The organism is Aquicella lusitana (genome assembly GCF_902459475.1).
Classification (GTDB): domain Bacteria; phylum Pseudomonadota; class Gammaproteobacteria; order DSM-16500; family DSM-16500; genus Aquicella; species Aquicella lusitana.
In genome coordinates this window covers 931,650-945,236 of record NZ_LR699114.1, presented here as the reverse complement: position 1 = coordinate 945,236, position 13,587 = coordinate 931,650, and the positions used below count along the sequence as shown (strand labels likewise).

Genomic DNA, 13,587 nt, shown 5'->3' with positions numbered 1-13,587 from the left:
CATATTGAGCGAGCCTCAATTACTTGTGACAGGCACTAAAACATTGTAATGGGGAATCAGGAGTGAAACTAACGAATACGGATACAATGATCAGAGAAATCAATATCTCTTTGAACAAACTTTGAAATCACAAACGCATTGGTACGTAAATGACCGGTTATTTCACTCGTTATATAACGCGTTTCACCCCTTGCCAGTGCTGCATAAATGAGTAATTGATCGCTGAGATAACGATCTACTTCTCCCTCCTCCTGTTGCAACAACAAGAAAGCTTCCTCTGCTACCTGTTCCGCTTTTTTGCCTACCTTGCCAAGCACATAAGCTCCCCTAAATCCTTGCCACAGTGTGACAGCATTCCCCGGCGAAAATGCGGCTTCTTCATAAAGCTGAATATCTTCAATGCCCTGTTGCATTAAAACCTGTTTTTCTCTTTCTGCGATATGATGCGCCAATCGTGATAAGCGAATAACCGCATGTGTCTCGTTTGACGATGACCAATTAGTACATCCCTGTAACACCTGTGGCTGGATTTCAAACTCGAGCAGGCCGCCGCCCTTGGGATAATAACCGGTTTTATATTGCCGTATTTGTACGTTAGCTCCAAACCGTTGCAACGCAGGAAGGAACACCTGCGCAAAATAATCATAGCCGGGTGATTGAAGTACATGCGTGCCGCCCGTGAGGCAAATACGGCTTGAATCTGTTGCATGTAAGCAGATAGGTATAATCGCCTGGGCTAGCAGAATGAGTGATCCGGCTGTTCCTATATCAAAATGATACGTTCCGCCTTTGATCGTGCCTGGTTCAAAACGAAACGCATCACTTCCTAAAGCAGCGCCCTCCAGTCTTCCCTGGCTAATCGTATTGACTGCAACACAAGCCATCATGTGTTGTGGCAACAAACCCGGCTTTCCGCGTTTGGATCGAACGGCTTTCAAGATAAACGGCTGGCCGGTGATAGCAGAGAGCGTCAGCGATGTCCTGACCATTTGTCCCCCGCCTTCTCCATATGAACCGTCGATCGTGATTAATTTTCCCATTATTTCCTTGGCCTGCCCCTGTGTTTATTCATTATATCACTCATCACTAACCTTGTTCGAATTCAAGTTATGATATGATTTTAGTAGGCAAAAAAATTAGGATGCAGCTTCAATTGTTAAAAAAAAGATGGACTAGTTTTGTTTTTCAACTTTTATTAATCCTCTTTATTGCCGCAGGAGCCGGTTGGTATATGTTTAACATGCCAGGTCATTCTTATCGTGGTGCTTTACCGCCCTTATCACAGGAAGAAATAAGAATACGCGATCGGCTTGTCGTGCATGTCAATCATCTTGCCGGCAAGATTGGCGAGCGCAATATATGGCATGATCGCAATCTACAGCTGGCAGCAGAATACATTACTTCAGCATTTAAAAAACTCGGTTATTCTGTTTCAGAACAGGATTATCGCGTCCATGATTCTTCTGTAAAAAATATTATTGCCGAACGCCGCGGCGTCTTACATCCAGAAGAAATTATCGTGATTGGCGCTCATTATGACAGCATCATCGGCTCACCCGGCGCTGATGATAATGCTTCAGGTGTCGCCACCATTCTCGAATGTGCAAGGTTACTGGCAACGATAGAACCAAAACGCACGGTGCGTTTTATTGCTTTTGTAAATGAAGAACCGCCTTTTTTTTACACTGATCAAATGGGTAGCTATCGCTATGCACAAGCGGCGAAACAAAAGCAGGAAAATATCGTCGCCATGCTTTCCATCGAAAGTATCGGTTATTATTCCGATAAACCACACAGTCAGTATTATCCCTTCCCTTTCAGTTTTTTCTATCCGCATACAGCGAACTTTATCGGCTTCGTAGGAAACCTCTCCTCACGCACATTAACACGGGCCATTGTGGCATCATTCAGACAACATGCGTCATTTCCTTCGGAAGGCATTGCGGCACCCAGTTGGATTATGGGCGTGGGCTGGTCAGATCAATGGTCTTTCTGGAAACAAGGATACCGCGCCGTCATGGTAACAGGGACAGCGCTTTTTCGTAATCCTCACTATCACACAGAATACGATACACCTGAGACGCTTGATTATGATCGTATGGCGCGGGTCGTCAATGGTTTAATGCATGTTATCCAGGATTTGGCGAATCAAAAATAAAGCTTATACAGGTTCCCACTTGTTTATAATTTTACGGCAAACGTAGGTGCCCTTGGGAGCGCTTTTTACGGGATTATACGTTTGAAGATTATTTTTACACCATGTATGGACATAGCCCGCTGCTGATACGCCGTTACACTCACGGTAAACCTTGACGGATTCTTTTGTTTGCGCAGTAGCACTGATATTAGTCAGTGCATAGCCTTGAGGACATGACAGTGAAGCATTCGATGAAGGATCCATGGTGACAGGTGCTGACTGATCCGTAGTAGTAGGTTTTAGTGTTTGCGCAGCAAGTCGAGGAACCACCAGTTGAGTTGAATCACTTGCATAAACTGCATTTACTAATATCATGCTTAATATTATTGCACCGGCAGAAAAAAACTGGTTCATTAATCGGGTTAGCATAGACTGCCTCGTTTAGCACTGATGTAAGTTGTAGGTATGAGTAAATTTAAACGTTTATTTTACTCCATTGCAAGTTAAAAAGATTATTATATTTTTTCATAAAGTTAGTGGCATTATGTTATATACGTATTGCACCTCAAGATGCGATTTTGTCATCCTGAACGAAGTGAAGGATCGCTTAAACATTCCTAAGATGCTTCGCTCCACTACTGTTCGCTGAATTTCCGCCCGTCGTCGTCCGCTATGTGTATTTTCAAGTTTGCGCATAGCGGCATCTCCTGCTAATAAAAGCACTTATTTTTCAATTTAAAACCAACTCAGAAGCCAGCTCTTATACCGATCCTATCACTAGACCTTGTAGGCCAATCTGCTATTCGTGGTCGTTTCCGTAAAAACGCGCACAAGTTGTTCATTCGGTCTTATAATGCCTGCCCCAAACTCGCGAACGTGGTCCCTAAAAATTACAGACTCACAGGATGACTGAACGAGGTCAGGCAACCTTTTCCTGAAGCGAACAAGCTTCTTGAGTTGGTTTTATTTCATATAATGCTCCTGTTAATACACAAGATCGAATACGGCCTGCTAATCGTCGTGCAACACCAACGATTGCACGCTTTTTTCCTCGATTATTCGAGAGACGATTAAATATTTCTTTCAGGCTCGGGTCTTTTGTAATGGCTATCCATGCTGCTTCTATAAAAATTCTGCGTAATACTGAATTTCCTTGTCGTGTAATATGACCCTGTCGAGTATGCTCACCCGATGAATGCTCACTCGGCGTTAGTCCTGTAAAACTAAATAACTGTTTTTCATTTTTAAACTGAATCATATTACCCAGCTCATTGGCTAATTGTCTTGCATGAATTGGGCCAATCCCTGGGACGCTTTCATAAATCATTTGCAGACTTTTTTCATCATTTGCCTGAATTTCAAGCCTTGCTTCTATTTCTTTCATTCGTTTCGTCAATTGCATCCATTGCTCAGCATATTGATGAACGCTATAACAAAAATCGTTTGAATAATTCCCCTGTTCCACTTCACTTAACTTTTGAGATAACCATCTTGGACAAATCACCGTATCATCTTCTACTTCTATTAATCCTTGAGTAAATAATAGTCCTTTAAATTGCTGACCAACTTGATGCCGTAGTTTCAATATATTTGTCCGTAATCGCGTCATGCTACGTTTCTCTTCTCGCTCTTGGCTTGGCACAAAGATCCCATGCAATCGCCCAGCAGATAATTGTAGGGCTATTTTTAATGCATCGCGTTTATCTGTCTTGACCCGATCTCGGGAGGCTACTTCAATAGAACCAGGATGGACCACTATGTTATTTATTCCATGGGAGACCAAATAGCGATGCAGATGAAATCCAGAAAATCCAGCTTCGTAAGCAGTTTTGATGACCGCTCCAGAAAACGTATTTTTTAGATAACTTACCAATATCTCAGCTTTGGCTGGCATTGTATCTCGTTTCACTACTTCTCCTTCGCAAATAATAACGCAAGAATAGGTCTTTTTATGAACATCTATACCAACGTATACCTCTTTCCCTGTATAATCGTACTGTTTCATGAGACCCCTCCGTTGTTTAGTTTGTTGGTCGCAAACTATTTTAACTGGTGGGGTCTTTCTTAATACAGCATAGCAACTCGCTGCTTGTCAGCGGGATCCAAGACGCCGCGAGGCGGCGAGAAATGACGCCTTCGCATTTCGAAGTGCAATCGGAATATACTAATAATTTAGTAAAGGGACGTACACATCATGACTAACATTATTAAAATCAATCGGCTTGCGCAAGCATCCAGTCCTTATCTTAGGCAGCACGCACAGAATCCGGTTGAGTGGTATCCCTGGGGAGAGGAAGCACTCGAAACAGCGCGACGCGAAAATAAACCTATCTTGCTTTCCATTGGTTACGCTGCTTGTCATTGGTGCCATGTGATGGCGCATGAATCCTTTGAAGACCCGGTGACTGCAGATCTCATGAATCAATTATTCATTAATATCAAAGTGGATCGTGAAGAACGTCCTGACCTCGATAAAATTTATCAAACCGCTCATTATTTGCTAACACAACAGAACGGCGGCTGGCCGCTTACTATTTTTTTAACGCCAGGTGATCTCACCCCTTTTTTCAGCGGCACTTATTTCCCGCGCGAACAGCGGTATCAATTGCCTGCTTTTAAAGACGTATTACGTGCAATTGCCCAGCTTTATCAACAACGGCGAGAAGATATACAACAGCAAAATACTTCGCTACGAAACATCCTTCATCAATCTGAACGCATATCGGCTGATGAGACCATTTGCCTTGATCATGCGCCGGTACGTGCTGCGCTCAAAATCCTGGAACAGCATTATGATCCGCAGCATGGTGGTTTCAATGGTGCGCCCAAATTTCCCCAGGCACCTAAGCTTGCGTTCTTACTGGACGAGAATCCCATCATCGTTGCAAATACTTTGCACCATATGATGGCAGGTGGCATTTATGATCAACTGGAGAGTGGATTCTATCGGTATTCTGTCGACAATCACTGGCACATTCCTCACTTCGAAAAAATGTTATATGACAATGCACAGCTATTAACAATTTACGCTCTCGCATCGGAGCGTTATTCAGAATCTTCTTTCGCCTTGATTGCCCATGAAATTGCCCAGTGGACATTAGGCAGAATGCAATCTGAGGAAGGCGGTTATTTCGCCAGTATTGATGCGGATTCGGAAGGCCATGAAGGTAAATTTTATATATGGGACAAAACTGAAGTTCAATCCATCCTAAATCAGGATGAATATGCAGTTGCACAACAGTATCTTGGACTGGATCACCCGCCGAATTTTGAAAAGCACTGGCACTTATATCAAGCCAAACCATTAAGTGTCGTCGCAGAGGAGCTAGGATTATCACTCACCGCCGCGGATGCACTATTACTCGCTGCTAAAACAAAATTATTATCCGCCCGCAATACCCGCGTGCCACCAGCCCTGGATCAAAAAATGTTAACTTCCTGGAACAGTTTAATGATTAAAGGCATGCTGACAGCCGGGACAATTTTGCAGAAAAAAACATTGATTGATGCTGCCGAGCGAGCTCTGTCATTTATACGCGAGCATCTTTGGCAAAATAACCGCTTGCTGGCAAGCTACAACACCCATCTTGCCGGTTACCTGGACGATTACGCGTTCCTGATTGATGCGCTGCTCTGTGCACTTGAAACCTCGTGGGATTCAAAGCAATTGCACTTCGCTGTGGAACTGGCCGATACTCTCCTGGAACACTTCATGGACGAACAAGGCGGGTTCTTTTTTACAGCTGACGATCATGAGCAATTACTGTATCGACCCAAAACCATGATGGATGAAGCGACACCCTCCGGCAACGGCATTGCTGCGCAGGTGCTGCTGCGTTTAGGCTGGCTGCTGGCAGAACCGCGTTATATTGATGCCGCAGAAAAGACGCTGCGCTCAGCCTGGCCTGTTTTATCACAATTTCCAGCCGAGCACTGTACACTCCTGTCAGCGCTGCGAACACTGCTCGACCCGCCAAAAATCATTATCATTCGCGGACCAGAATCGGACATTGAGAGATGGCGGGTAGCATGTAGAAATCCGCATCATCAGGTATTTGCCATTCCTTCAGATGCACAGCAACTGCCTGATGCCTTGGCTGAGAAAAGGAATCAGGAAAAAACCCGCGCCTATATTTGCCAGGGGATGCAATGTCAAAAACCAATTGAGAGCTTGGACCTGTTGTTATCTCAGATTCATCAAACTTGAAAACTTAAGGCGCTTAATCCAGCTCAAAAAAAAGAGGACACTTTGCGTGTCCTCAGTCTATCGATTCAGAAAAATATTCAATTACATATTAAAGTATTTTAAGCTTTCATCATGGAAACAGTATGTTTAACCTCTTCTTCATCGAGCTTGCGACGCGCTTCAATTTGCGGCCGTACCTGAGAATTAAAAATATTCCTTACACTTGTTTTAGCCGCTTCTCTCTTTTGGACAACGTCAGCATACATTTGCTTTCCTGCTGGGGTCATATCCGCTGCATTTTCAGGGGATAATTCCAGATCAGCTTGTTTTACTACAGTTTCTGTCTCTTTAAGGCCTAGCTGAGTAGATCCTTGGATCGCTGTGAATGATTGAGCAAGCTTGCTGTATGTCTGAAATTTTTTCTTTGCCTCTTCATCCAGATAATGTTCCGGGGCCTCAATGTCTCGATGTTTAAGTTTGACTGGTTTTTCCTCAAGTTTAGTTTTCTTCAATTTACTACGGTCAAACTCTTCGATATCCGCAACCAAACGCTTTTTAGTATGACCTTCCTTAAGGTGTGGGAAGTTGAATTCTTTAAACTGTTGTGCGACAGCGAAACGTTGAAATGCAATCAGAGCATCTTTTTCTGCTTCCTTGTCCAGCGCATTATTAGTGCTAACGCCGATCGCAGGATGTAAGCCGTTAAATAAAGCACTTGTAATTAATAGCTCAGGTCTTAACCGGCTGTGTTCATTTCTCACTTGTTTTCTTACATAAAGCAACGCACCCGTTGCGATTTTAGCTTTTTCCTCATCTTTCAGCGTATTCGCGTTTGCTTCTTCAAGCACTTTAAAAATAGCATCAAGCATCTTTAACTGATCCAGCCGCGCCTTTGGCAACTTCGAAAGATCTTCCTCGGCACCGTGCTTCTTTAAAACCGCTGATCCTAAGGCAATATAATTTTCCTGAATTTTTTGAAAGGACAAAAATTGAAATGGCATGAAAGGTTACTCCCTTGTTAATTAAGTAGATCCATTTGAAAATTCATTTCATGTAGATTGATTCTACAGTGAGGCATCGCTAAATGAACTTCGGAATAACATTGTATGGATAAATACTTAAGGAAATCTTAAGGAAAGTTCCGCGCTTATTCCGGCAGCAGGCAAATTCCCTGCATCGTGCTAGCATGCAAAGCATGAATCAGCGCACCTATCGCCTTCGGCCGCGTAAAGCTGACACGCCAGGCAAGCGCGATACGGCGTTGAGGAATTTTGCCAGCAAATGGCCGTGTGCATAATATCGACTTGTAATATTGAATCTGCGTCGCCGTACTCGGCAGGACCGTCATGCCCATGCCGGATGCAACCATATGCCTCAAGGTTTCAAGTGAAGTGCCTTCAACGGTTTTCTGGATAGCGCCTTCGATATAACAGTTGGGACAGGCTTCGATCACCTGATTGCGGAAGCAGTGACCTTCACCCAATAATAATATCTCCTCTGCTTTAAGCTCGCTCGTTTTGATACTATCTTTTTTGCTTAAAGGATGATCTTTGCGCATCAGCACCACAAAAGGCTCATCATACAAACCCTGCGTTACCACACCGGGCTCGGAAAAGGGAAGGGAAACAAAAATCGCATCCAGTTCGCCGCGCTGCAATTTGACTCGCAAATTAGCCGTAAAGTCTTCCTGGATTAAAAGCGGCATATCAGGCGCAATTTTTTTGAGCTGTGGAATCAGACTGGGAAAAAGATAAGGCCCCAGCGTGTAAATGGCACCGACTTTGAGCGGCGTATTGAGTTGCGATTTGCCTCCCTGCGCCAAATCGCGGATCTGACTTGCTTCATCCAGTACGCGCTGGGCCTGCGCGATGATCTGCTTGCCTATTTCCGTCACGCGAACGTCATTGCGGTCACGTTCAAATAGAGCAACACCCAGTTCAGATTCCAGTTTATTAATGGCAACGCTGAGCGTAGGCTGGCTCACATGACATGCCTTGGCTGCCTTTCCGAAATGTTTTTCCTGTGCCAGCATGATTGCATAACGCAACTCAGTGAGGGTCATCAATGCAGCCTTGAGCGAAAAGTTTTGGTGATAGACGACGGCGCACTCAAAATGAATTTGGGTATGGCAACGCTAAAATGCTCTTCTTCCAGATTCTGAATTTCATAATGGCCTTCCATGGTCCCCTGCGGCGTAGTCAATTGACAGTAACTGGTATAGGTAAACTCCCTACCTGGTTTAATCAGCGGCTGTAGTCCTACCACGCCCGCACCATGCACTTCTTCCACCTTGCCCGTCATGTCTGTAATACGCCAATAACGGTGCAGCAATTGCACGATTTCACTGCCCTCGTTGGTAATCGTAATATCATATGACCAGACAAATTTGTGATGAGCTGGATCGGACTGGGCTGCGATATAACTGGTAACTGCTTTAACTTTTATTTTATCTGTCTTCTTCATAACGTTATTAAACCTCAATACCCCGTGACAAGCACGGGGTCCTTACGCAATGGGTTTCCAAAGGGGAGAATCGCGATTTTCCCCTTTTGGTTATCACACAGGGATTCATTCCCGTGTGACGAAATTAAATTGAATTTTATCCAAATAAGTAAATCGCGGCTATAATGAGGCTGAGCGTGAGATAGGCGCCGACACCCAGCCATGCACCTGCCGCAGTAAAAATTAATTTATTTTGATTATCATCATGTTCCATGCGGATTTTCAACCTCTTTCTATGGCGTCCAGCAGTTTTTTATGAATACCGCCAAAACCGGAATTACTCATAATGATAACATGATCTCCCGCACGTAGCTGCGGCGCCAGCTGCGATACCAGTGTGTCAACATCATCATAGAGAGCGGTAGGCTGTGTGAACTGAGCTAAGGTCGCTTTTAGTCCCCAGTCTGTCTCGGTATTTTTACAAATGACCATGTCTGCATCGCTAAAAGCAGCCTGGATATGGTCTTTATGCACGCCAGAACGCATGGTGTAGGAACCAAACTCGACCACAGCCACCATCCGCGCTTTTTTTCCTATTCTGGCGCGCAGGCCCGCTAGTGTCGTTGCAATGGCTGTGGGATGGTGCGCGAAATCGTCATAAACAACGATTTCATTCACTTTCCCTTTGACTTCAAGGCGGCGTTTCACATTTTTGAAAGTAGACAAAGCTTGCACGGCAAGTGCCGGCGCTACCTGTGCATGGTGCGCAGCCGCAATGGCAGCAAGCGCATTTTCCACATTGTGTTTGCCAAGCAATGACCAGCGCACTTCACCAACCGGCACTTGGTGGTGGAGTACGGTAAACGCGCTACCATCCTGCTCTATCAAATCAGCCTGCCAGTCGCCGCCTGATTCGCTAAAAGTTGTCACTGGCGTCCAGCAGCCCATGCCCAGCACCTCGGTCAGATTCGCATCCTGCGCATGGCGAACAATACGCCCATTCCCTGGAATGGTACGTACCAGATACTGGAATTGCTGTTTAATCGTGGCAAGATCAGGAAAAATATCAGCGTGATCGTATTCGAGGTTATTCAGGATAACGGTTTTGGGGCGGTAATGAATAAACTTGGGACGCTTATCGAAAAACGCACTATCATACTCATCCGCTTCAATCACAAAATAAGGGTCTTTACCAAGACGCGCGGAGACACCAAAATTTTCCGGCACCCCGCCAATCAGGAATCCAGGCGACAAGCCCGCCTGTTCCAGAATCCATGTTAAAAGACTTGTGGTCGTTGTTTTACCGTGCGTCCCCGAAACAGCCAGCACCCAGCGCTTCTGAAGGATATTTTCGGCGAGCCAGGCCGGGCCTGAAAAATAAGGAATGCCTTGTGAAAGGACATGTTCAATCGCCGGGTTACCCCGTTTAATCACGTTACCTACGATCACGGCATCAACACGGGCATCAATATGCGACGGGTCATAACCTTCTCTTAACTCAATGCCCTGCTCTCTTAATTGTGTACTCATGGGTGGATAGACATTCATGTCTGATCCTGTCACTTCATGACCGCATTGTTTGGCAAGCACGGCAAGCCCGCTCATGAACGTCCCGCAGATACCTAAAATATGTAAACGCATTCTTACAACCTCACCTCATTATTAAACCTGAATACCCGTGGCAAGCCACGGGTCCTTACGCGATGGGGTTTCCAAAGGAGAGAGTCGCGATTCTCCCCTTTTGGTCGTCACACGGGAATTCATTCCCCACGTGACGAAATTAAATTGAATTTCATCTGGGGAAATGTCCTTGCAGCGAACCACATCCCTTTCGTTTATGGATGTGATATTATTATCAAAATTAGGGAATCCCGCAAAGGATAATGCCAGGATGGACCATCAAGGATTATTTGAAACAATCACGGATAGTGCCGTACTGCTGGACAAGGCAGGCCGCATCATAAACTGGAATTCAGGCGCTTCCTCGCTTTTTGGTTACGCCAAACGAGAAGTGCTGGGCCGGTCTATTAATACCATTTATGACCGCAATTATCCCTTCCCCAAACTGATACAGGAAATCCTTACGCATCAGAAAAAATGGCAGGAAGACACCATTTTTATTCGTAAAAATGGCATCAAGGGGCATTGCAAATCCCATCTGTGCCCGTTGCAGCCCAACGAGCAAAACAAGGCTATCGCGCTGCTTATTCATCAAAACATTTCTACATACAAAAAAGCGGAAGATGAGCTGCACAAATTGCGTAATACTATTCTTGATCAATTACAGCTTTCGCTGAAAGGATTCTGGAACGCTAGCACGCTACTGGTTGAAACGCTTAACAACCTCGATCAGACGGAAAAAAAACTTCGGGAGAGCGAGCTGCGTTTTCATTTGCTTGCCGAAAATGCAACGGATATTATTTCCCGGCACACCCCTGATGGCACTTACCTTTATGTATCGCCTGCTTCCAAAAGCGCCATTGGGTACAATCCAGATGATTTGATCGGTAAAAATATTTATAAATTAATCCATCACGATGATCAGCCCAAAGTCAGAAAAGCCTTCACTCGTCGGCGTGAAGATGCCCATAACAAGCCGATTATTTACCGCCTCAAAAAAAAGGAAGGTGAATTTCGCTGGTTTGAGAGTACGATTCGTTTAATCATTGATGAGCCATCACGCATCATCAGTGAAATACAATTGTCTTCACGTGACATCACCGACCGTGTACTGGATAAAAAAGCACGCCTGCGCGGACAACAGTTGGCGCATGTGTTTCGCTTGAGCACAATGGAAGAAATGGCTTCCGGCATGGCGCATGAAATCAGCCAGCCGCTTGCCGCTATTGTCAATTATACGCGCGGCTGCGTGCGTCACTTGGAAAACGGCACACACGACCGTGATCAGCTGCGTCATGTCATGGAAAAAGCTGTGGCGCAGGCGGAGCGCGCTGGCGAGATTGTGCACCGGCTAAAAAACTTTTTCTGCAAGGGCCAGTTGGTAAAAACGTCCTGCAAGATTAACAATGTCATTCGGGAAACTGTCAGCTTTATAAAGAGTGAGCTTTCGTCCTCGAAGACAAAGATCGATTTTGAATTCGACAAGGACATTCCCTATATTTTTATAGATAAAATCCAAATACAACAAGTACTGCTGAACTTAATTCAAAACGCCATTGAAGCCATGCAGCAAAGCCATACCAAGGAAAAACGCATTTACATCCAGACCAAGCAGGCCAATCCGGAAATGATCGAAATCACTATTATGGATACAGGCCCGGGCTTTCCCAAGGAAATCATGCATAAAGCCTTTATGCCCTTCTTCACGACGAAGGCACATGGACGCGGAATGGGACTCGCTATCTGCCGCTCGATTATTGAGGCACACGGCGGTCAGTTTATGATTAATCCGAATACCACATCGAGCAGCTGGATACGTTTTTCTTTACCTATTTCGATTTGAGCAAGGTTTACATGTAGTGTGAGACAATAAAGGGAAAATGGAAAAGGAAGAAGGGAGAGAGATATGTCAACGCTTGAGCCAATTGTGTATATCATTGATGATGATCAGGCCATGGTTGAATCACTGACATGGATCATTGAATCCATCGGGCTAAAAGTCAAAACCTATTTGCGCGCGCAGGATTTTCTGGATGAGTACGATCCTCAGCAACATGGCTGCCTATTGCTGGACGTGCGCATGCCGGGGATGAGCGGGCCCGAGCTGCAGCTCAAGCTGAATGAACAGGGGTTACCCACCTTGCCCATCATTTTTATTAGCGGCCACGGGGACGTACCCCTCGCCGTCCGTGTCATGAAAGCAGGCGCCATTGATTTTCTGGCCAAACCATTTAATGACCAGGTACTGCTGGAAAGCATCAATAAAGCCCTGCGGCTTGATAAAGCCAACCGGGAAAAGCGCCAGGAAAACGCACAGGCCCGTGCCAAATTCGCCCTGCTTTCCCCCCGCGAGGTTCAGGTACTGCAGGGAATTGTCGCTGGCAAACCGAACAAGGTCATTTCCGCGGAATTGAAAATTTCTCTTAAAACTGTTGAGGCACATCGCGCCTCGGTCATGAAAAAAATGGGGGTCAAGTCGGTTCCCGAGCTGGTCAAACTGGTTCTCACCAATAGTATCCAGGAAGAGGTAACTGAAGAAGAATAAACCACATTATCTGAATAAGGGTATATCGCAGTCAAATTAGGGCTTTCCTGATGGTAGTAACCCTGAGTTAGCTAGGTACATTCAAGTAGTTTCTTATGGCTTTGTCCTAATTTTTATTAGCGTAATTTAGTGAGATGATTGGTATCCCTCACTAAATTATATGGATAAAAAAGCGTTAAGGAGAATGCAGCCATGAATAAAAGAAAGCAGGTTCTGATTGTGACGAATGCGATTACGGATGATGAAGTTTTACAGATAAGAAAAGCTTTCAACGCCGAAAACGAATCAAAAATGGACATTAAGCTTAGTCTTGTTCATGTTATTCCACGCCTCCCTACATGCTATTTTAATATCCCTTCCATGGGCCTGCTGATTGAAAAATATTACGACGAAGCCAAACAATCGCTGTTCCAGGTGGGCAAGCATCTTGGCATTGCCAAAAAAGACCAATGGCTCATCTCTGGCAAAATACGCACTGAAGTGCTGCGTTTAGCTAACAAGCTGGGTGCCAGTTTCATCTTGGCAAGTGCTGAACAAATTCAGGAATTGCAGCGCTCCCTGTTTTTCAAAAATATTCACCAATACGCAGTGATCAAGAATATTAACCAGTTAAAACAATAATAAGTGTCATACTCAAGTTACTATCTCCTCGAGAGA

12 protein-coding genes are annotated in these 13,587 nt (G+C 44.9%); 5 read left to right on the top strand and 7 right to left on the bottom strand.

The window, feature by feature from the left end; translation table 11 throughout:
* Positions 1–68: 68 nt before the first annotated feature.
* Entirely contained in the window at positions 69–1,040 is a 972-nt protein-coding gene (gene rtcA / locus AQUSIP_RS04385; protein ID WP_114833244.1) for an RNA 3'-terminal phosphate cyclase, read from the bottom strand.
* 191 nt (positions 1,041–1,231) lie between these two features.
* Here rtcA and AQUSIP_RS04380 point away from each other — a divergent pair, with 191 nt between their 5' ends.
* Positions 1,232–2,158 (top strand): M20/M25/M40 family metallo-hydrolase, encoded by a 927-nt coding sequence (locus tag AQUSIP_RS04380; RefSeq protein ID WP_114833378.1) that lies wholly within the window; start codon positions 1,232–1,234, stop codon positions 2,156–2,158.
* A 3-nt stretch (positions 2,159–2,161) separates the two neighbouring features.
* On the opposite strand, the gene AQUSIP_RS04375 is transcribed toward AQUSIP_RS04380, so the two are convergent.
* Together AQUSIP_RS04375 and AQUSIP_RS04370 are read right to left on the bottom strand one after the other, a co-directional pair.
* On the bottom strand, positions 2,162–2,566 hold the full coding sequence (locus tag AQUSIP_RS04375) for a hypothetical protein (RefSeq protein ID WP_114833243.1): 405 nt from the start codon (positions 2,564–2,566) through the stop codon (positions 2,162–2,164).
* Between the two features lie 490 nt (positions 2,567–3,056).
* Positions 3,057–4,142, bottom strand: coding sequence for an IS110 family RNA-guided transposase (locus tag AQUSIP_RS04370; RefSeq protein WP_197737807.1), 1,086 nt, complete (start codon positions 4,140–4,142; stop codon positions 3,057–3,059).
* Between the two features lie 189 nt (positions 4,143–4,331).
* On the opposite strand from AQUSIP_RS04370, the gene AQUSIP_RS04365 reads away from it, so the two are divergent.
* The gene (locus AQUSIP_RS04365) at positions 4,332–6,344 is read left to right on the top strand and encodes a thioredoxin domain-containing protein (RefSeq protein WP_114835189.1); all 2,013 of its coding nucleotides are present in this window, start codon (positions 4,332–4,334) and stop codon (positions 6,342–6,344) included.
* A 98-nt stretch (positions 6,345–6,442) separates the two neighbouring features.
* Here AQUSIP_RS04365 and AQUSIP_RS04360 read toward each other — a convergent pair whose 3' ends face one another.
* The 4 genes from AQUSIP_RS04360 to mpl all read right to left on the bottom strand — a co-directional run bounded on the left by AQUSIP_RS04360 (position 6,443) and on the right by mpl (position 10,406).
* Complete coding sequence (locus tag AQUSIP_RS04360) at positions 6,443–7,324, bottom strand: hypothetical protein (protein ID WP_114835190.1); 882 nt, start codon at positions 7,322–7,324, stop codon at positions 6,443–6,445.
* A gap of 146 nt (positions 7,325–7,470) precedes the next feature.
* The gene (locus AQUSIP_RS04355; RefSeq protein ID WP_114835191.1) at positions 7,471–8,385 is read right to left on the bottom strand and encodes a hydrogen peroxide-inducible genes activator; all 915 of its coding nucleotides are present in this window, start codon (positions 8,383–8,385) and stop codon (positions 7,471–7,473) included.
* Positions 8,385–8,786 (bottom strand): Co2+/Mg2+ efflux protein ApaG, encoded by a 402-nt coding sequence (gene apaG / locus AQUSIP_RS04350; protein WP_114835192.1) that lies wholly within the window; start codon positions 8,784–8,786, stop codon positions 8,385–8,387. The genes AQUSIP_RS04355 and apaG overlap by 1 nt, the downstream gene beginning before the upstream one ends.
* Before the next feature lie 261 nt (positions 8,787–9,047).
* The gene (gene mpl, locus AQUSIP_RS04345) at positions 9,048–10,406 is read right to left on the bottom strand and encodes a UDP-N-acetylmuramate:L-alanyl-gamma-D-glutamyl-meso-diaminopimelate ligase (RefSeq protein WP_114835193.1); all 1,359 of its coding nucleotides are present in this window, start codon (positions 10,404–10,406) and stop codon (positions 9,048–9,050) included.
* A gap of 250 nt (positions 10,407–10,656) precedes the next feature.
* On the opposite strand from mpl, the gene AQUSIP_RS04340 reads away from it, so the two are divergent.
* From AQUSIP_RS04340 to AQUSIP_RS04330, 3 genes are all read left to right on the top strand, one after another.
* Positions 10,657–12,228: a PAS domain-containing sensor histidine kinase gene (locus AQUSIP_RS04340; RefSeq protein ID WP_170131871.1), complete on the top strand. Its 1,572-nt coding sequence runs from the start codon at positions 10,657–10,659 to the stop codon at positions 12,226–12,228.
* Between the two features lie 63 nt (positions 12,229–12,291).
* Complete coding sequence (locus AQUSIP_RS04335; RefSeq protein ID WP_114835195.1) at positions 12,292–12,930, top strand: response regulator transcription factor; 639 nt, start codon at positions 12,292–12,294, stop codon at positions 12,928–12,930.
* Positions 12,931–13,122: 192 nt separating this feature from the next.
* Positions 13,123–13,551 carry a hypothetical protein gene (locus tag AQUSIP_RS04330; RefSeq protein ID WP_114835196.1) on the top strand — a complete coding sequence of 143 codons (429 nt, stop codon included), beginning with the start codon at positions 13,123–13,125 and terminating at the stop codon, positions 13,549–13,551.
* The last annotated feature ends 36 nt before the right edge of the window (positions 13,552–13,587 follow it).